Origin of the sequence: Alteromonas aquimaris (genome assembly GCF_026183695.1) — a bacterium.
GTDB lineage: Bacteria > Pseudomonadota > Gammaproteobacteria > Enterobacterales > Alteromonadaceae > Alteromonas > Alteromonas aquimaris.
Map to the genome: position 1 here is coordinate 317,861 of NZ_JAPFRD010000010.1, position 19,303 is coordinate 337,163.

The following is a 19,303-nucleotide window of genomic DNA, read 5'->3' on the forward strand; positions in this document are numbered from 1 at the left end:
ATATTAGTTTTTACCTTCCCACATAATAAATAAGGTAGCTAAAGGCGGCAACGCAATATCTACGCTAAAGGGCTGACTGTTCCAGGAATCGTGCGTCGCATGAGTATGCGCTGGTATGTTGTACCCACTACCCCAGTATTGTTTTTCGTCAGAGTTTAGTAACAAACGATATTCGCCAGCATCTTCTACCCCTAATCTGAAAGGTTGGCGGGGTAAGGGGGTAAAGTTACATACGACATACACCTTTTGCGTCCCCCCTGCACTTTTGCGCACAAACGAAAGCACACTTTGTGCATTATTTTGATGATCAATCCAGTTGAATCCTTCAGGCTGATGGTCGCATTCAAATAACGCCTTTGTCGTTTTGTATATTTTATTCAGATCGCGGTAGAGAGCATTTACGCCGCTATGTTTTTCATATTCAAGTAAATGCCAGTCAATAGAGCAATCATGATTCCACTCTCGACTCTGGGCAATATCATTCCCCATGAAATTAAGCTTTTTGCCGGGGTGTCCAAACATAAATGCAGCATAACATCGTAAATTGGCCGCTTGCTGCCATTCGTCTCCCGGCATTTTATTTAATAAGCTTCCCTTACCGTGGACCACTTCGTCATGGGAAATGGGCAAGACAAAATTTTCAGTAAAAGCATATACCATGCTGAAAGTAATATCATCGTGGTGATAACGGCGATACGCTGGATCTTTACTGATAAAGTGCAGCGAATCGTGCATCCAGCCCATATTCCATTTAAAACCAAAACCCAACCCATTTTCGTATACCGGGCGGGATACATTGGGAAAAGACGTGGATTCTTCGGCGATGGTCATCGCATGGGGAAAGTGTTTGTATACCTCTTCGTTCATCCACTGTAACAAACTAATCGCTTCATAATTTTGATTCCCCCCATCCACATTAGGGATCCACTCTCCGTCCTTTCTGGAATAATCCAAATATAGCATGGAGGCCACAGCGTCCACCCGAATGCCATCTACGTGGAATTTATCGAACCAATACATCGCGTTGGCCACTAAAAACTGTCTGACCGGCCCCTTGCCAAAATCATAAATGCATGAATTCCAATCGGGATGCCATCCTTTTCGAGGGTCCGCGTACTCATATACACAGGAACCATCAAAACGTGCAAGTCCATGTCCATCTTCAGGAAAATGGGCGGGTACCCAGTCGATAATTACCCCAATCCCCTGTTGATGACAACTATCCACAAAATACTTAAACTCATCAGGATCGCCAAAGCGACTGGTGGGCGCGTACATGCCCACGGGCTGATATCCCCAGGAACCGTCAAACGGGAATTCCGAAATGGGTAGCAATTCTATATGCGTATAGCCCATCTCTTTAACATAGGTAATCAAATCGTGGGCCAGTTCCCGATAGCTTAAATAGCGCTTTTCTTCTTTATTTTCAGGTCGTTTCCAAGAAGCCAGATGCACTTCGTAGATACTCATCGGGGTTGAATAATGATCGCGACTATCCGATGCGAACCATGCGTGGTCCTGCCACTGATATTGTTCGTGGTCATATATTTTCGACGCATGCGACGGATATTGTTCGGCATGAAAACCTAACGGATCGCTTTTATGCGGTAACGTATTCCCATCGGCATCTTTTATCTGATATTTGTATCTTTCCCCTGGCTGCAACTGAGGTACAACAAGCACCCAATAACCCAGGTCAGTTTTCTGCATGGGATGAATACGCCCGTCCCACTGATTAAAATCACCGATCAAAGAAACCGCAGAAGCATTCGGTGCATAAACGGCAAACCGCACAGCTTGTAGTTGCTTGGTCGGGGTTTCAATCGTAATTAATTGCGCGCCTGCTTGCTGATAAAGATTTTGTGGTTGATGATCAATAAAATGCACCGCATGAAACGCCTCATCCTTGAACTGATAGGGGTCGATTACGCTGCATGTCTGACTATTTCGGGTAATATTAAGTTGATAACAACCTGTCGTTGTCAACCGCTTGCTTTTACCCCTGAACAGCCCCTTCGTTGAGGTAGGCTTTAAGGTGCAGATAACCGCATTGGAGCCGAGCTTACTTATGCTGATTTTTTCTGCATCAGGCATCCAAGCTGTGACGCTATGCTCCGCCTCGTTAGTGTGACGACCTAAGACGTTAAAGGGGTGCGCACAACACGCTTCGTTCAGTTGTTCCTCTATCAGCATATGCTGCTCCTATAAAAAATCCGCAGCAAAGCCGCGGATCTTAGGTTGACGGCGTTCGAAAAAACTTAGTCTTCAGCTTGTTTACGAGCGTGTGTTAACTTGGCAGCCAGGGACCGAATCGAAGCATTGTCAAAAATTTCCTCAAGGGTATGGGTTAACTTTCTGCGCCAGTTTGGATACTCATTAAACGTGCCCGGTATATTGACAGGTTTGTCCATTTGTAGCCAATCTTCAAGTTGCAAACTTAACAATGCACTGGATCCCTTGGCCATATGAGTCTGAATTCCAAAGTTCAGTGTTTCTGTCATACCGGTAAAATTCACATCACGCCCCACACTGTCATCGACGCTATTATGACCGTGTAACGAATCTAAAATAGCCTGTTTATTGTCATGTCGGTCTTGATAAAGAGTACGTAATATTTCTTCCGTCGGATACAAACCTAACTCTTTACCCAATTCCAAATCTAGACAATGCCAGTAACCGATAAGCGTCGGCATATCGTGCGTGGTCAAGGTAGACATTGACTGAACGGGATAGTGGGAGGGCGAAAAGAAGCCACCGTCTTCCGCTTGTTCAAAGAAAAATACGCGATAAGAATACACACCATTTTCAGCCAGTTTTGTACGAATCTCTTGGGGTACTGTTCCTAAATCCTCCCCGATGACAAGGCTTTGATTACGATGACTTTCCAGCGCAAGAATACCTAGCAAATCATCAACCGGGTAATACACGTACCCCCCGTCTTTCGCATTATCACCTTTTACGACCCACCATAAACGAAGTAGTGCCATCACATGATCGATTCGCAACGCACCTGAAGAAGCCATGTTAGATGCAAACAAGTCAATAATCGGCTGGTACTGCTGCTCATAGAGTTTCACTGGATCCATGGGCGGCAGTCCCCAGTTCTGACCAAGGGGACCTAATATGTCTGGCGGCGCACCAACGCTGGCATCAACACAGTAAAGATCTTTGTTTCCCCAAATTTCAGCGCTGCCTTCGCTTACACCCACAGCAAGGTCACGATACAAGCCAATGAGCATACCGCTCTCCTGAGCGACATTACTTGCTTTTTCTAATTGAAGAGCTGCTTGCCATTGCAGGAATAAATAAAATTTTACTTCTTTAAGATTATCTTTTTTAAACTTAGCTACAGCAGGCTTATGATATTCCTTGTATTCATCAGGGAAAACTGGCCAGCCCCAGGACGCGCGACCAGACTCCTTAAGGTGTGCTTGCATGGCATCATAGACGGCCAACATATCCAAGCTTTCCCCGCCTTCTTCAATAAACGCTTTAAACGCTTTATTTTGTCTAGAATTTTTATTTAGATAACGGGTGTAGTATTCATCAAATACGGCTTTAAGCGCTTCAAGTTTTAATGCTGATACCGCTTGATAATCTACAAAATCGACACTCCTAGCGTGTTGCAGGCGTTGCTTGAAATCGTCCGTTGAAACAAGGCGCTGGACACGTTCTGATTCGTACCCTTCTATCGCAGTCACATCAAGGTAAAGGTAGTTCAGCCATTTACGTGAAGAAGGACCGTAAGGACTGCAGGCATCTGGGTTGGCAGGATAAAGCGCATGGATCGGATTAAGGCCAATAAAGTCTGCGCCATTAGTCGCTGCTTCTTTAATTAATTTACTTAAATCTGTGAAGTCGCCGATCCCCCAGTTTTTAGCGCTCCTTACACAATATAACTGAACACTCAATCCCCAGATTTTCTCTCCTTGCTGGATGGGCTCAGGCGTAAAACACGCTTTCGGGGCAACGATCAAACGCATAGATGCCAGCGTATTTTTCTTAGGGGATGATAATGATACTGTGTGATAACCAAGCGGTACGCTATTGGTCAATTCAATAGCGTACTCATGAAACTCTTCGTCGTCCACATGGGCAACATTGATCAATTCTCCATCTACCGGTGTAAAAATCTGATGATGACGTTTGCCATTTTCTGTCTCTACAATAAACGTAAATGAATCGTTAACATTAGAAATGGGAAGGCGTACTGTAAGAATTACAGGTTCATTAAGACGGATTACCTGAACCGGATTTAGCGGTGATAACCAAACTGACTGAGCTTCCTGTTCAATTTGTTCGGCTATGACCGCCTCACTTTCGGTGTTGTATCCCAACACGTTCAGCAACTTGGTTTTGCTGGATTCTGCAATGGTTGCGGGCTTACCCCACGCGTCGACATAATGTGTTTCTATGCCTCGCATTTCAACCAGTTTTTGCAAAACGTGCTCTGTCATGATGATTTTCCTGTTTTAATATTTTCGCTGCGGCTGTAATGCAAACAATAACCATCACCGATAAAGTGTGGTGAAGACACAACAGTGCAGACTACAAATTGTTAACATTATTGTTGAAAGTGAGTTGCAACGAAACTGAATACGATTGCATAACTTATTTCCGTAATTTTGCAACATTTTAACAGATAACTTTGATCATCGTCTCATTATGATCCATAATTTACGTAATTTATTTTCATAAAAGATTGAGGGATGTTATGACTATTCGTGTTGGTATCAACGGCTTTGGCCGTATCGGTCGGTTGGTGTTACGTGCGGCAATGGAACGTTCTGATATTGAAATCGTTGCTGTAAACGACTTACTAGAGACTGATTATATTGCCTACATGTTGAAATATGACTCTACTCATGGAAAGTTCCGTGGCACCATTGAAGTTGACAATCACAACTTAATTGTGAACGGTCAGCGTATCCGGGTAACTAATGAAAAGGACCCAGCCAAGCTTAAATGGGACGAGGTTGAAGCTGATGTGGTGGTTGAAGCCACCGGCCTGTTTCTTACCAGTGAAACGGCAGAAAAACATCTGCAAGCAGGCGCGAAGAAAGTGGTCATGTCAGCGCCGTCAAAGGACAATACGCCCATGTTTGTAATGGGTGTGAACGAAAAAGATTACGCTGGCGAGCGCATTGTTTCTAACGCATCTTGTACGACTAATTGTCTAGCTCCGCTGGCAAAGGTACTTAACGACAACTTTGGTATTAAAGATGGTTTAATGACCACTGTTCATGCCACCACTGCTACACAAAAAACGGTTGATGGCCCTTCACATAAAGATTGGCGTGGAGGCCGGGGTGCTGGTCAGAATATAATCCCCTCCTCAACGGGTGCTGCCAAAGCTGTAGGGAAAGTGATACCTGAACTTAACGGCAAGCTGACAGGTATGGCGTTTCGTGTGCCTACCCCTAATGTATCGGTGGTGGATCTTACGGTTAATCTGCAGAAGCCTGCCTCTTACGATGATATTTGTAAAGTGATGAAGGCAGCAGCAGAAAACGAACTTAAAGGTATCTTGGCGTACACTGAAGAGGCGGTTGTCTCAACAGACTTTGTTGGTGATGCGCATACCTGTGTATTTGACGCGACAGCAGGTATCGCGTTAACCGATACCTTTGTTAAATTAGTAGCGTGGTATGACAACGAGTGGGGTTATTCAAATAAGGTGTTAGATTTAGTTAAACATATTAGTCAGTAATCCCCTGACTTTGTCTGATCTGTAAGATAATTAATTATGTACTGAAAGGTGTGATTTGTGTCGCACCTTTTTTATTTTCAAGGCACAATAGAATTTTATAATTAAAATAACTGGTTAGGATTATGTCTATTGCTCCCAGTATAACGATAAACGAAACTTCAGGGATTACATTTCTAAACGTAGATAACACCTTTGCCACGGCACAAATCAGTTTGTACGGTGGTCACATCCTCTCCTTTATACCAAAATCAGATGGTATTGAACGTTTGTGGGTAAGTCCACATGCCTATATGAATGGTGAAAAACCGATTCGGGGAGGTATTCCTATCTGTTGGCCATGGTTCAGTGACGATCATGGTAGAGAAAAAGGGGCGCTTCCTGCGCATGGTTTTCTGCGTTCACAGATCTGGCAATTAAAGTCATCCGAAGACACAGAAAATGGAACGGTTATTACTTTAGCTCCAGCTTTCACACGCGCAGATGGATTCGAATATGACTGTCAGGTAACCTTGAAAATAATTATAGGGAAAAAGCTTAGCGTAAATTTGACCACCCATAATACTGGGATTATTCCCTTCACTTATAACACAGCTTTACATAGCTATTTTGAAGTGCAGGATATTAACCAAGTCGAATTGAAAGGTTTAAAAGGAAACTACAGGGATAAAACGGATGACTTCGCTGTGAAAGAAACCCCCATCCCTTACCGCTTTAGTCAGGAAACTGACCGTATCCATGAGCATGCGGCTAAAGAAATTGGGTTATATGATAAAGAGGCAAAACGTATACAAATAAACTCAGCAGGTCATGACTCCATCGTGGTATGGAACCCGTGGCAAAGCGCCGCGTCAATTTCTGACATGGATGCCTTTGCATACAAGCAAATGATTTGCGTAGAAACGGCAGTCACCTCAGGTCAGGAAATACAGCCTGGTGATCAGCATACCCTAACACAGATTATCTCTTAGAAAAGTCAGGGCGGCGCGTCGCTACTGCCGCCCTGTGACGCCTTATTTCGTTACGGTAGCGCCTGCCACTGCCTCTTTCGCTAATTGGGTAATCCTATCCCAGTCACCGTTAATAATCGCATCATCAGGTGCCACCCATGATCCCCCCACACATTTGACATTTTTAAGAGCCAAATAGTCTTTAAAATTGTCTGGACCGATGCCGCCGGTGGGACAGAATACGACATCAGGGAAAGGGCCACTAATTGATTTAATGGCTTTTACCCCTCCAGACGCTTCGGCAGGGAAAAACTTCAGATGTGTATAGCCCGCATCTTTGCCTTTCATCAAATCGGAGGTCGAAGAGATGCCAGGAATGAGAGGAATCTCGCCTTCCTGGCCAGCTTTTAGTAGTTCAGCCGTCATCCCCGGACTAATAGCAAATTTTGCTCCTGCTTGGGTAACTTCCTTCAACTGTTGTGCATTCGTCACCGTACCTGCACCAATCAATGCCTCAGGTACCTGTTCCGCAATCGCTCGGATTACATCTAACGCAACAGGGGTACGCAACGTAACTTCAAGTACTTTAATACCGCCCGCCATCAGTGCATTAGCCAGCGGAACTGCTTTGTCCACATCATGGATCACTAGAACGGGCACAACAGGACCGGACGCAAAAATTTCAGCCGGGGTTAATTTCCAGTTTGATGTCATTTCGTTGAACTCACAATGTGTTGTTGTAGATATGCAGCTGCACCCAATAGACCATGATCAGGTTCAGCAATTAGGTAAGTAGGAATACTTTTTACATAGTGCTTCATGATCCCCTTTGCTTCAAAACGTGCTCGGAAATCGCTTTGTTGAAGAAAATCTGCAAAGCGGTTCGCAATACCCCCGCCTATAAATATTCCCCCAGTGGTCGCCATGTTGAGTGCAAGATTTCCTGCAAAACTCCCCATTATGCGACAAAATTGCGTGAGCGTCGCTTCACACGTATCACACTCACCAGATAACGCAGCGGTGGTAATATCGGCTGGATCATTAAATTTCGCTTGGGTGTTTCGATGTAATGACAACGCATTATAAATATTTACAATTCCCCGCCCCGACATTACCTCTTCCGCAGACGCTCTACCATGTAATTTTTGTAAATGACGCCAGATGATAATATCGGTTTCATCAATAGGCGCAAAATCGACATGACCGCCTTCACCATCTAAAGTCTGCCAACCCTTGCTGGTCATGGTGATATGTTCAACACCTAAGCCTGTACCAGGACCAAATACAGCGATATTTCCATTATCTTTAGCGGTACCCTCCCCTATCTGTATCACTTGCTCATCCTGCAAGACAGGTAAAGAATGGGCCACAGCGGTAAAATCATTAATGACGTAAAGAGCGTGCAGCTTAAGTTGAGCTCGCAGTGCACGTTGCGAAAACGCCCAGCTATGATTAGTCATGGCAACATGGTCACCGGCAACCGGGCAAGCAATGGCAATACATCCACAGGTAAATTTAAACTCTGCCAGTTCATCAAAATAGTGCTGAATAACGAGGTCGATGCTGGCAAAGTCACGGCAAATATACTTCTTAATGTGCGACAGGCCATCAGTAGTAACCCGCGCAAGACGTATATTTGTGCCGCCCACATCGGCTACAAACTGTTCACTCATTTCGCTTGCTCCTGAGTGAAAAATAGTGAGCATGCCCCTTCTTCGGCGCCGGTTAACACTGCACGTGTACCCGCGAACAATTCTCGTCCCATACCTTTTTGATGATGTAGTAAAGTGGCTTCTTTCGGCTCACGATTTTCCAGCTCACTCTCCTCAACACATAACGTTAACTCACCAGTTTGCGTGTTGAGCTCTATAATATCGCCTTCCTGAACTTTCGCGAGTAAGCCCCCATTGTATGCTTCAGGGGTGACATGAATCGCTGCAGGAACCTTACCAGAGGCCCCTGACATGCGTCCATCGGTCACCAATGCGACCTTATGACCGCGGTCCTGCAACACGCCTAATGGAGGTGTCAGGCGATGGAGCTCGGGCATGCCAATCGCAGAAGGACCTTGGAAACGGACCACAACAATACAGTCTTTATTTAACCTGCCACTACGAAACGCTTCATCTAATTCGAATTGATCTTCGAACACTACTGCGGGTGCTTTAATATGGACATGGGGCGTACGTAATGCGGAAGTTTTTATTACTGCACGACCGAGGTTACCTTTCAATACACTTAAACCACCATCAGGTTTAAATGGTGTTTCCACTGAGGTGAGTACCTCTTTATCGTAAGATTCAACTGGTCCATCTTTCCAAACCAGTTCGCCGTCCTGTAACTGGGGCTCTTTGGTATATCGGCTGAGTCCTTCACCACAAATCGTTCTGACGTCTTCGTGCAGTAAGCCAGCATCTAATAACTGTCTAAACAACAATGCCATGCCCCCAGCAGCAACAAAATGATTAATGTCTGCTGAGCCGTTTGGATAGATACGGGTTAACAAGGGTACGGCATTGGAAATATCTGAGAAATCATCCCAGTTGACAATATACCCCGCGGCGCGGGCGACCGCGATCAAATGCATGGTATGGTTTGTCGAGCCCCCGGTTGCCAATAAACCGACTAACCCGTTAACAATGGCTTTGGCGTCCACAATGTGTCCGATTGGGGTATAGTTGTCTCCTAAATCGGTTAACCGGGTCGCTTGAACGGCGGCCGCTCGTGTCAGGGCTTCGCGCAATTCGGTGCCCGGGTTAACAAAAGACGAACCGGGCAAATGTAATCCCATCATCTCAACCACTAATTGATTCGAATTTGCTGTGCCATAAAAGGTGCAGGTGCCGGCCGAGTGGTAAGATTGAGATTCAGCCTCCAGCAATTCTTCACGGCCTACTTTACCTTCGGCAAAGGCTTGTCTCACGCGGGCTTTTTCTTTATTCGGTAGCCCTGAAGGCATAGGGCCCGCAGGAACAAAAACCGTGGGAAGATGACCAAATGCCAGGGCCCCCATGAGCAGCCCGGGTACAATTTTATCGCAAATACCCAGCATCATCGCGGCGTCAAACATGTTGTGAGATAAAGCAATAGCTGCACTTTGCGCGATAACATCCCGGCTCATCAGGCTTAAATCCATTCCGGGACGGCCTTGTGTAACCCCATCACACATCGCTGGGACGCCACCTGCGAACTGCGCGACACTACCTACCTGACGGATAGCATCTTTGATAATCGCTGGATAACTTTCATACGGTTGATGTGCAGAAAGCATATCGTTGTATGATGAAACAATTGCCACATTCGCTTTTGTCATGCTACGAAGGTCAGATTTATCCTCTGGGGCACAAGCTGCAAAGCCATGGGCGAGATTTCCGCATGAGAGAACGCCACGATGCGGGCCTTCATGGCGGGCATGCTCAATTTTGTCCAGATACGCTTGACGTGTTGCTTTACTACGCTCAATTATTCGCTGAGTAACATCAGCCAGTTGTGAGTTCATTTTCATATTCCTACGGCGCCCACATTAAGGTTACTGGGGCACGGTTTACAACAGCTGTGATAGGTTTCTCTCGCTCAGTGTGATTCTGCATTGCATCCTGCAAAACCGCTTTTTTCTTGTCGCCTGTTAAATGAAGGAATATATTTTTGCTATTTAACAAAGCAGGAAGAGAGAGGGAAATACGTTGATGGGGCGCAGTGTTGGGTTGTACCGCAAGGCAGACCCGACCACTACTTAATGACAATCCTTCATCAATTTGCTCTGAACAGGGAAACAGGGATGCGGTATGTCCATCTTCACCCATCCCAAGGATAAGAACGTCAAAAGGTTGAGATAGGGAAGAAAGCCTTGCTTCCGCTTCGGCAATACCCTCAGACGCATCACTGTGATGACTATAAAGAGATACGAAGTGGGCTGACGAAGCTTTATTTTGTAATAAATTTTCTTTTACCAACCTGGTATTACTATCCGCATGACTTTCGTCGACCCATCGTTCGTCTGCCAAGGTAATATCCACTTTAGACCATGCTAAATCACGCAGACTAAGCTCTTTAAATAGCGGCACAGGCGTGGAACCGCCACTCACTACTAAGGATGCACGGCCACTTTTTGCGATACCCTTTTCTAGGATATTCAAGATTTCGTCAGCAAATGCTTTCACCAACGCAGATTTATCGGTAAAGGTTTGAGTTGATAGTCCCATATTATTTCTTCTTAACTATTTTACTTTCGTACCAGCTGCGATTTTCTCTGGCCAATAAACCTATAGACTCTACCGGCCCCCAAGTTCCTGCCTGGTATGGCTCTGGCGGTTCATTAGAACCTCTCCAGGCTTCCAGAATCGAATCAACCCAGGTCCAGGCTTGTTCAACTTCGTCGCGCCGAACGAACAGTGCTTGATTTCCCAGCATCACCTCTAATAAAAGCTTTTCGTATGCATCCGGTATCCGCTCTGCTGAAAACGCTTCTGAAAAACTCAAATTAAGTTTTGATTTTTGTAAATCCATTGAACCTGAGCTGGTTAAGCCCGGTACTTTATTCATTACCGTGATCTCAACCCCTTCATCAGGCTGGAGACGGATAACCAGTTTATTAGGCGGCAAGCTCTGGAAACTGTCTCCAAATAAGTTATGTGGCTGACGCTTGAAATAGATCACCACTTCACTGACCTTTTTAGGCATACGTTTACCTGTACGCAGGTAGAATGGCACCCCTGCCCAACGCCAGTTATCAATATTCGCTTTTATGGCAACAAAGGTTTCGGTTTGGCTTTTTTGGTTAGCATCGTCTTCTTCAAGATAACCCGGCACTTCTTCGCCCTTCACAAAGCCAGCGGTGTACTGACCTCGCACGGTAGTCGAATTGAAATTTGAACTATCTATAGGACGTAATGCTTTGAGCACTTTGAGCTTTTCATCGCGGATACTATCGGCATCGAGAGTCGTGGGAGGCTCCATTGCCACCAGACTAAGTATCTGTAACAAATGGTTCTGCACCATGTCACGCATTTGCCCTGCGTCATCAAAATATCCCCAGCGCCCTTCTATACCAACCGATTCAGCCACACTGATTTGCACATGGTCAATACAATTATGGTCCCAGTTAGTGGCGAATATAGAGTTGGCAAAACGCAGTGCAACCAGGTTTAAGACGGTTTCTTTACCCAAATAATGATCGATACGATAAATTTGAGATTCACTGAAGTATTCGGCCACTTGGTCATTAATAATATTTGATGATTCAAGGTCATGACCAATCGGTTTTTCCAACACCACTCTGACACTGCTATCAATAATATTGCTGGAATGCAGGCCTCGGCATATGTCTCCGTAAATTGATGGGGGCGTCGCTAAATAACATACCATTGTGCGGTCTGGATTAACGTGCTCATCAAACTGTTGATAACTGGCAATGTCCTTCATGTCGACACAGACATAATCAAGACGAGCTGAAAGCCGTGACCAGGTATCTTCACACAAGTCTGCTTCACCAAATTTTTGAATGTTCTTCTTCACTTCCTGCTGAAATGCTTCCACATCCATCGATTGTCTGGCGACCCCTACGATTGAGGTTTCCGGGTGTAGAAGCTGGGCTTTTTCTAGCTGATAAAGCGAAGGTAAAAGTTTGCGGCGGGAAAGGTCGCCCAGTGCTCCAAATAAAACGAAATCACAAGGCTCATTGGAATTTTCCATTACCATAAAAGGTCACCCTTAATGTGTTTGGTACTATGCGCGATCATAAGTCGCATATCAAAACGTGCCATTAGTAAACAACAAATGTAGTAAAATTACAAGCAATCTACAAAAACCCTGTTGAGGTATTACTGCAGGAGCAATCCGGGGGTAAAAAATCACTCTTTTTGTCAAAAAATTACAATTTACTTGTCACCATGCTGACATTCAGTACACTAGTTGCTAATGCCATATATCGTAATGCATAACTGATGCTTTAGTCATATGAATATATTAGAAAAAATTGCACAAAACAAAACCGCCTTTAGTAAATCGGAACGCAAGGTTGCTGAAGTTATTCTGTCTAATCCGCAAACGGCTATCCATTCGAGTATAGCAACATTGGCAAAAATGGCAGATGTCAGCGAACCTACTGTAAATCGGTTTTGCCGAAGGCTGGACACCAAAGGTTATCCGGACTTTAAGCTACATTTAGCGCAAAGCCTTGCTAATGGCACTCCGTATGTAAACAGGCATGTGGACGAAAGCGATACCCCAGAAGAATATACCAACAAGATTTTTGAATCGACGATGGCTTCGCTGGAAGTGGCCCGCCAATCCGTTAACATTCACACCGTCAATCGGGTGGTAGATTTGCTTACGCAAGCTCAACGTATTTCTTTTTTCGGCTTAGGCGCTTCTGCGTCGGTCGCCCATGATGCGTTAAACAAATTTTTTCGCTTCAATGTTCCTGTTGTCTATTTCGAAGATATCCTGATGCAAAGGATGAGTTGCATGAATTGTAACGAAGGCGATGTAGTGGTGCTGATTTCACATACCGGGCGCACAAAAAGTCTGGTAGAGATTGCGCAGATTGCGCGTTCCAATGACGCTACAGTGGTGGGCATTACCTCCGAAGATAGTCCGCTGGCGAATGAATGCACTTACGTACTTTCTCTGGAAGTGCCAGAAGATACCGATATGTATATGCCAATGGCATCGCGGATAGCTCAGCTAACGTTAATCGACGTGCTTGCGACCGGTTTCACCCTGAGGCGTGGTAACAAATTCAGAGAAAATCTTAAGCGAGTTAAGGATACCCTGCGCGGTTCTCGCTACGACAAGAAGTCAGACTAGTTACATCAGACCACATCGTATGAATCCTTCTTCCCCAGCTGGCCTCAGAAGAAAAACGGACTTCACTAAACAAGCTATACTTTCTGCAACGTTAAACGCGTTGCAGAAGTCATACCTCTGCACTCTATCCTAACTTTAACGCTTTTAACTTTCACTTTTGTACGTTAATCCATTACCATTAAGTAATTATATTACGTAAAATAGTTACAAACATTCCCTTTTGGTGGTGCACTGGGGATCTAAAACAACAATATAAGCGACAAGAATTTATGACAAGACGAACCAAAATACTTGCAACATTAGGTCCGGCGACTGATTCATTGGAAAAAATTCAGGCGATTATTGCCGCAGGCGCCAATGTAATGCGTATGAATTTTTCCCATGGCCAAGCAGAAGACCATATTGAACGCGCGAATCGGGTTAGACAGGCAGCAAAAAACTTAGGTGTTCATGTCGCTATTTTAGGCGATTTACAAGGCCCTAAAATTCGGGTGGCGCGTTTCAAAGAAAATTCCATTATGCTCCAGGAGGGTGACGAATTTGTGCTGGATGCTGAGTTAGGCAAAGATGAGGGCACTCAACATGCGGTAGGCATAGATTATAAGGCGCTGCCAGACGATGTATGTGAGGACGACTTATTGCTGCTGGATGATGGTTGTATTCAACTCAAAGTCAAACGAGTTGAAGGTCGAAAAGTCATCACTCAGGTAAGCGTGGGAGGAAAACTCTCCAACAATAAAGGTATTAACCGTCAAGGCGGAGGATTGTCAGCCGAAGCATTGACCGAGAAAGACAAGCAAGACATTAAAACAGCAGCACAAATGGGAGTAGATTACCTGGCAGTGTCGTTTCCTCGTTCAAGTGACGACTTGAATTATGCGCGTAAACTGGCGGAGGAGGCGGGTTGTCATGCCAAAATCTGTGCGAAAGTAGAACGAGCGGAAACTGTTGCCACGCCTGACGCCATTGACGACATCATCAGTGCTTCGGATGCGGTGATGGTAGCACGGGGTGATTTAGGTGTAGAGATTGGGGACGCTGAGTTGGTGGGTGTGCAAAAGAAACTTATTTCCCGTTCCCGCCAATTGAACAAAGTGGTTATCACGGCAACCCAGATGATGGAGTCGATGATTTCCAGCCCAATGCCGACCCGCGCAGAGGTGATGGATGTTGCCAACGCTGTGTTAGATGGTACAGATGCGGTAATGCTATCAGCCGAAACCGCAGCAGGCAGCTTCCCTGTAGAAACAGTGAAGGCCATGGCCCGCGTCTGCGAGGGCGCTGAAACACACCCCAGTGTGAAAATATCGAAACACAGAATGGACGATGTGTTTTCCACTGTCAGTGAGACGGTTGCCTTGTCAGCGGTATATGCCGCGAACCATTTGCCTAGCATACGTGCCATTGTTGGGTTAACCGAGAGTGGTAACACGCCAAAGCTTATGTCACGCATAACGACGTCCCTTCCTATCATTGCTATGTCTCGACATGTGGACACGCTCAATTCGATGGCATTATACCGCGGTGTGATACCCGTCTATTTTGACTCCCGCCACAGCGAACCCGGTCAGCTCAAATACGATGTTATTGCTGCATTAAAGGAACAAGAGCTGATAGCCAGCGGGGACAGCATTATCATGACGTATGGTGATGAGATGGAAAAGGTGGGCGCCACAAATGCCTTCAAGATTGTAAAGGTAGATTAAAAATAAGAAAGGAAGGGATTGGCGAGGCCTTCCCTTCTGCATTTTTTAGCTAATGCTCATGACCAGTGAGTGAAAAATTGAGCGGCATCTTTAGGTTGGCGAACAGGCGCTTCCACCACTGCAGTTCCTAAGTACAAAAAGCCTACAATTTCATCCTCTTCATTTAAATCGAGACCTTGTTTTACCTTATCACATTGCGCGTAACTACCGGTTCTCCAAATTCCTTGAAAGCCTTGTGCAACTGCAGCCATTTGCATGGCCACAACGGCGCAGGCGGTTGAAGCCACCTGTTCTACTCGCGGTACTTTTTCATGTTCTTTTACCTTGGCAATAGCGATTATTACCATCGGTGCTCTTAGCGGAAGCTGAGGAGCCCGCTCAATTTCCTTTAATGATTTATCTGATGCGATGGCAGATTGTTCGAAGATCGCACCTAGTTTATTGAGTCCCCCTCCTTCACATACGATAAACTTCCACGGCGTCAGACCTGCATGATCTGGTGCCCTAAGCGCCGCGTGTTTGATGTTTTCCAAAGCTTCCCCTTGGGGAGCAGGTGCTCCAAGTCGCGGTTGTGAAGTTCGGTTTAGTAAAAGAGTAAGTGCATCCACAGTAGGTCCTCAACGAATCAAGATAAAGTCGATCCTACGTTTATTCATTTGAAAAGACCATCGAATCTAGTACCTACGGCACAGGTTTTTGGCGTGCCAGTAAATGATCTACACTTACGTATTTCCCACCCCCATAGAACAGGAGGATGAGCAACATTAAGAAATAGGTAGCGGCGAATTCAATTCCATTATTAAGAATGACAAAGTTTCCACTTTGGGTTAACCAGTCGTAGCGGCCATATTCTTGTAAGATGGATTTTGCCATTTCAAGTCTATCTGCAGAGGCCATCACTGAACCATCATAAAAAAGCGTACCGTCCGCAAACCAGCTAGATGTATCCGCAATAGCCAGCCAACCATTTTTAGCGTGCACCGTAATCATAGCTACCAGCATTGTAATACTCAGTGGAATACTAACCAAGCGGGTGAAAAGCCCTAATAAAAGCATAACCCCACCAACCAATTCTGCTGCTATTGTGAGGGTAACGAGAACCGCGGGAAACGGTAGTCCAAGGCCCCACTCCTGATTTCCAAACCATGCGACCGTATCGGAAAAGCCAATAACTTTTGTCCATCCAGCCTGAATGAAGATCGGCGCCAAGTACAGCCTGAGCAGCAGCAATGGAGCCCCGTCGAAATGCGTTAATGCTTTTTTGAAGCTGGTATAGGCTCGAATGACCATTCTTTTTATCTCATATTTTAAGTTTGCTTATAGGTCGCTTCTGCAGCCGTAAAAAGGAAGTACTTAACTCACGATTGCAGAAAGCGAAAAGCAAAAAGTTAAAAATTACTATAATTATGAACGAGGATACGAAAATTAACTTTCAAAATATTATGCAGAAAAAAAACGGTTCGCCATTCGTTCGCCTGATGCAACAAGGCCACAGCAAGGTTAAGTATTCCAATAAGAAAGCCAGGATGCTGATGCTGTTTGGCGATAATGAGCATCGTCAAATAGCTGCGTTGATTAAGAAGTGGCTTGACGAAGATGAACAACAAAAATAGAAGGGGTAGACAGACGCGGCCCAATCCCTCACAAAATATTACAATTTAGGTTCGCCATTCTTTTCATTTCAGATAACATACATCCTATATTTGTACGAAGAGGTATTGTATTGCGTATGAGCACTGGCAGCAATTGGACAAAATCCCTGTTTGTGGGGATTTGGACGGCATTAAATTTTTGTCGGAAACTATTCTTCAATATTATTTTCATTGTCATTATTGTCGGCATTATTGCCATCTTTTCTAGTGACAAAGATCCCATTATGGTGAAACACGGAAGTGCTCTATACCTTAATTTAAACGGTAATTTAGTTATCGAAAAAGAAGCCGTAGAGCCGTTAGAACAATTTATGCAAGAAGCTTTTTCGGAAGAAGAAGAGAACCCTGAGATTTTAGTTCGTCATGTAGTAAAAGTAATAGAAAATGCCAAGCAAGATAAACGTATCAAAGCATTAATTTTAGATTTACACGGCTTACGTAATGGCGGTTTGGACAAACTTCGCGAAGTAGCCCGCGCAATAAATGACTTCAAAGCCTCGCAAAAACCTGTGTATGCCATTGGTGATTATTATACGCAAACTCAATACTATCTGGCTGCCCATGCCGATCATGTTTACCTCAATCCAATGGGCGCGCTATTGATTGAGGGTTACGGTCGTTACTCTCTATATTTCAAGGATATGCTAGAAAAACTGAAAGTAACCACGCATATATTTCGCGTTGGTACTTACAAGTCAGCAGTAGAGCCGTTCTTACGTAATGATATGTCTGAAGCAGCAAAAGAAGCCAATGAGCAATGGCTGAACGCTTATTGGGAGCACTATAAAACCGACATTGCTGCGGCGAGAAACATGAGCAAAGATAATTTCGATGAAAAGCTGGATGTCCTCGTTCAAAAGTTTGAACAGTCAGGTGGAGATTTTGCTCGTTATGCCTTAGAAAACGGCTGGGTTGACGCATTGCGTACACGCGAGGAAGTACGTCTGGAACTCGTAGATTTAGTAGGCAGTGATGAAAATGAACTAGGTGTGAATGTGACACCGTATGATGTCTACTCGAAAATCGTCAACAACCCAATGCACGGTATGCAGAGTAATATGGATAAAGTTGCTATCGTGGTTGCCAAAGGCCCCATATTAGATGGTGAACAACAGGCAGGTACTATCGGGGGTGATAGCACCGCTAGATTACTCCGGATGGCCAGGCTGGATGAAACTGTAAAGGCAGTAGTACTGCAGGTTGACTCCCCCGGTGGAAGTTCTTTTGCCTCTGAAATAATCCGTCAGGAAGTGTTAGAACTGCAAGCGGCTGGCAAACCCGTTGTAGTATCTATGAGCACTTATGCAGCGTCAGGCGGGTACTGGATTTCAGCTAACGCAGATCGCATCATAGCATCACCTAGCACGATAACAGGTTCAATTGGTGTATTTGGTATGTTTATGACGTACGAAAACTCACTTGAATATCTTGGCATCAATTCTGATGGTGTAGGCTCTACAGAATTAACCGGATTTTCAGCCATGCGCGCTTTAGATCCGCGGTTTGGTGATATTCTGCAACGGAATGTAGAAAGCAGTTATCAACGCTTCATCAATATGGTATCAGAGGCAAGAGATATCCCGGTGGAAAAAGTCGATCAAATGGCTCAAGGACGTGTCTGGATTGGCGAAACTGCACTGGAATTAGGTTTAGTTGACCAACTTGGTGAACTTCAGGACGCAGTGGCGGTAGCGGCAGAATTGGCATCGCTCGAGACGTTTGATACGCATTATGTAGAGCGCCCATTAACTCCCCATGAACAATTCTGGAATGAATTTTTTGGACAAGCAATGATCTGGGCAGCAAAACTTCAGTTCTCCAATTCTAATAGTGCGTTGGCAGGAATAGTAAGAACGGTGGTTAATGAGTTTAATGTAGTTAATCAGCTCAATGATCCGCAGGGCGTTTACGTCCTGTGTATACAATGTCAGGTAAAATAAAACTTAGCGAAATGCAAGTTGACTTGGTGCACCAACGCAGTAGCCAGTTGGTGCATCAAGCGTCTAAATATTTTCAACAAAGCTTCCCTGCCCCAACAATTTCATTTCGACGGTCGGGAAAAAATGCTGGCACTGCTTTTTTACAACAAAATCGTATTAACTTACATCCCGTTTTATTAAAAGAGAACTGGCAGGAATATTTCGATCAAGTTATTCCCCATGAAATAGCGCACCTAATCGTATTTCAACACTTTGGTCTGCAACGGGTGATAAAAACGGGATTATTTCGAAAGCAGTCTGTCACTGTGAAACCACACGGAGAGGAGTGGCAACATGTAATGAAAACAGTATTTGGTGCAGAAGCTCACACTACCCATAGTCTTGATACTTCTTCCTTACAAATCAAAACATTTGCCTACCGCTGTCAATGCCAAAAAGTGGAATTAACGCAGCGAAGACATAATCGAATATGTAAAGGGACTACCTACCGATGTCGACGTTGTAAAGAAGACTTAATACCTTGCTGAGCAGAGATACATTA

At 44.8% G+C, this 19,303-nt stretch carries 16 protein-coding genes; 7 read left to right on the forward strand and 9 right to left on the reverse strand.

The features are described from left to right. Positions 1 to 3: 3 nt before the first annotated feature. Positions 4 to 2,193 (reverse strand): 1,4-alpha-glucan branching protein GlgB, encoded by a 2,190-nt coding sequence (gene glgB / locus OPS25_RS09065; RefSeq protein WP_265617395.1) that lies wholly within the window; start codon positions 2,191 to 2,193, stop codon positions 4 to 6. 65 nt (positions 2,194 to 2,258) lie between these two features. Then, positions 2,259 to 4,457: a 4-alpha-glucanotransferase gene (gene malQ / locus OPS25_RS09070; RefSeq protein ID WP_265617396.1), complete on the reverse strand. Its 2,199-nt coding sequence runs from the start codon at positions 4,455 to 4,457 to the stop codon at positions 2,259 to 2,261. 257 nt (positions 4,458 to 4,714) lie between these two features. On the opposite strand from malQ, the gene gap reads away from it, so the two are divergent. Both gap and OPS25_RS09080 read left to right on the forward strand, forming a co-directional pair. Next, positions 4,715 to 5,710: a type I glyceraldehyde-3-phosphate dehydrogenase gene (gap, locus tag OPS25_RS09075; protein WP_265617397.1), complete on the forward strand. Its 996-nt coding sequence runs from the start codon at positions 4,715 to 4,717 to the stop codon at positions 5,708 to 5,710. Positions 5,711 to 5,832: 122 nt separating this feature from the next. After that, on the forward strand, positions 5,833 to 6,678 hold the full coding sequence (locus OPS25_RS09080) for a D-hexose-6-phosphate mutarotase (RefSeq protein WP_265617398.1): 846 nt from the start codon (positions 5,833 to 5,835) through the stop codon (positions 6,676 to 6,678). Between the two features lie 42 nt (positions 6,679 to 6,720). On the opposite strand, the gene OPS25_RS09085 is transcribed toward OPS25_RS09080, so the two are convergent. From OPS25_RS09085 to zwf, 5 genes are read right to left on the reverse strand one after another with little or no spacing between them, the layout of a single operon-like run. Further along, positions 6,721 to 7,371, reverse strand: coding sequence for a bifunctional 4-hydroxy-2-oxoglutarate aldolase/2-dehydro-3-deoxy-phosphogluconate aldolase (locus tag OPS25_RS09085; RefSeq protein WP_265617399.1), 651 nt, complete (start codon positions 7,369 to 7,371; stop codon positions 6,721 to 6,723). Further along, positions 7,368 to 8,330 carry a glucokinase gene (locus OPS25_RS09090; protein ID WP_265617400.1) on the reverse strand — a complete coding sequence of 321 codons (963 nt, stop codon included), beginning with the start codon at positions 8,328 to 8,330 and terminating at the stop codon, positions 7,368 to 7,370. Before OPS25_RS09090 ends, OPS25_RS09085 begins: the two co-directional genes overlap by 4 nt. Continuing rightward, entirely contained in the window at positions 8,327 to 10,156 is a 1,830-nt protein-coding gene (gene edd / locus OPS25_RS09095; protein ID WP_265617401.1) for a phosphogluconate dehydratase, read from the reverse strand. The genes OPS25_RS09090 and edd overlap by 4 nt, the downstream gene beginning before the upstream one ends. Before the next feature lie 10 nt (positions 10,157 to 10,166). Next, a complete protein-coding gene (pgl, locus tag OPS25_RS09100; RefSeq protein ID WP_265617402.1) occupies positions 10,167 to 10,859 on the reverse strand; it encodes a 6-phosphogluconolactonase in 693 nt (230 codons plus the stop codon). 1 nt (position 10,860) lies between these two features. Further along, on the reverse strand, positions 10,861 to 12,354 hold the full coding sequence (gene zwf, locus OPS25_RS09105) for a glucose-6-phosphate dehydrogenase (RefSeq protein WP_265617403.1): 1,494 nt from the start codon (positions 12,352 to 12,354) through the stop codon (positions 10,861 to 10,863). A gap of 258 nt (positions 12,355 to 12,612) precedes the next feature. On the opposite strand from zwf, the gene OPS25_RS09110 reads away from it, so the two are divergent. Then, positions 12,613 to 13,464, forward strand: a complete 852-nt coding sequence (locus tag OPS25_RS09110; RefSeq protein ID WP_265617404.1) for a MurR/RpiR family transcriptional regulator — start codon at positions 12,613 to 12,615, stop codon at positions 13,462 to 13,464. Between the two features lie 269 nt (positions 13,465 to 13,733). Then, entirely contained in the window at positions 13,734 to 15,170 is a 1,437-nt protein-coding gene (gene pyk / locus OPS25_RS09115; RefSeq protein ID WP_265617405.1) for a pyruvate kinase, read from the forward strand. Between the two features lie 56 nt (positions 15,171 to 15,226). On the opposite strand, the gene OPS25_RS09120 is transcribed toward pyk, so the two are convergent. Beyond that, complete coding sequence (locus OPS25_RS09120) at positions 15,227 to 15,778, reverse strand: NAD(P)H nitroreductase (protein WP_265617406.1); 552 nt, start codon at positions 15,776 to 15,778, stop codon at positions 15,227 to 15,229. Between the two features lie 73 nt (positions 15,779 to 15,851). Continuing rightward, positions 15,852 to 16,460 carry an HvfX family Cu-binding RiPP maturation protein gene (locus OPS25_RS09125; protein ID WP_265617407.1) on the reverse strand — a complete coding sequence of 203 codons (609 nt, stop codon included), beginning with the start codon at positions 16,458 to 16,460 and terminating at the stop codon, positions 15,852 to 15,854. 152 nt (positions 16,461 to 16,612) lie between these two features. Between OPS25_RS09125 and OPS25_RS09130 the strand changes: the two genes are divergently transcribed. The 3 genes from OPS25_RS09130 (at position 16,613) to OPS25_RS09140 (ending at position 19,289) form a co-directional block, all read left to right on the forward strand. After that, positions 16,613 to 16,783 (forward strand): hypothetical protein, encoded by a 171-nt coding sequence (locus OPS25_RS09130; RefSeq protein WP_265617408.1) that lies wholly within the window; start codon positions 16,613 to 16,615, stop codon positions 16,781 to 16,783. Between the two features lie 116 nt (positions 16,784 to 16,899). Next, positions 16,900 to 18,762: a signal peptide peptidase SppA gene (gene sppA / locus OPS25_RS09135; protein ID WP_265617409.1), complete on the forward strand. Its 1,863-nt coding sequence runs from the start codon at positions 16,900 to 16,902 to the stop codon at positions 18,760 to 18,762. Further along, positions 18,747 to 19,289 (forward strand): SprT family zinc-dependent metalloprotease, encoded by a 543-nt coding sequence (locus OPS25_RS09140; protein WP_265617410.1) that lies wholly within the window; start codon positions 18,747 to 18,749, stop codon positions 19,287 to 19,289. The genes sppA and OPS25_RS09140 overlap by 16 nt, the downstream gene beginning before the upstream one ends. The last annotated feature ends 14 nt before the right edge of the window (positions 19,290 to 19,303 follow it).

Bases quoted from the DNA above. Each gene is read 5' to 3' on its own strand.
- glgB (WP_265617395.1), bottom strand. From the start codon at position 2,193: ATGCTGATAGAGGAACAACTGAACGAAGCGTGTTGTGCGCACCCCTTT.
- malQ (WP_265617396.1), bottom strand. From the start codon at position 4,457: ATGACAGAGCACGTTTTGCAAAAACTGGTTGAAATGCGAGGCATAGAA.
- gap (WP_265617397.1), top strand. From the start codon at position 4,715: ATGACTATTCGTGTTGGTATCAACGGCTTTGGCCGTATCGGTCGGTTG.
- OPS25_RS09080 (WP_265617398.1), top strand. From the start codon at position 5,833: ATGTCTATTGCTCCCAGTATAACGATAAACGAAACTTCAGGGATTACA.
- OPS25_RS09085 (WP_265617399.1), bottom strand. From the start codon at position 7,371: ATGACATCAAACTGGAAATTAACCCCGGCTGAAATTTTTGCGTCCGGT.
- OPS25_RS09090 (WP_265617400.1), bottom strand. From the start codon at position 8,330: ATGAGTGAACAGTTTGTAGCCGATGTGGGCGGCACAAATATACGTCTT.
- edd (WP_265617401.1), bottom strand. From the start codon at position 10,156: ATGAACTCACAACTGGCTGATGTTACTCAGCGAATAATTGAGCGTAGT.
- pgl (WP_265617402.1), bottom strand. From the start codon at position 10,859: ATGGGACTATCAACTCAAACCTTTACCGATAAATCTGCGTTGGTGAAA.
- zwf (WP_265617403.1), bottom strand. From the start codon at position 12,354: ATGGTAATGGAAAATTCCAATGAGCCTTGTGATTTCGTTTTATTTGGA.
- OPS25_RS09110 (WP_265617404.1), top strand. From the start codon at position 12,613: ATGAATATATTAGAAAAAATTGCACAAAACAAAACCGCCTTTAGTAAA.
- pyk (WP_265617405.1), top strand. From the start codon at position 13,734: ATGACAAGACGAACCAAAATACTTGCAACATTAGGTCCGGCGACTGAT.
- OPS25_RS09125 (WP_265617407.1), bottom strand. From the start codon at position 16,460: ATGGTCATTCGAGCCTATACCAGCTTCAAAAAAGCATTAACGCATTTC.
- OPS25_RS09130 (WP_265617408.1), top strand. From the start codon at position 16,613: ATGCAGAAAAAAAACGGTTCGCCATTCGTTCGCCTGATGCAACAAGGC.
- sppA (WP_265617409.1), top strand. From the start codon at position 16,900: ATGAGCACTGGCAGCAATTGGACAAAATCCCTGTTTGTGGGGATTTGG.
- OPS25_RS09140 (WP_265617410.1), top strand. From the start codon at position 18,747: ATGTCAGGTAAAATAAAACTTAGCGAAATGCAAGTTGACTTGGTGCAC.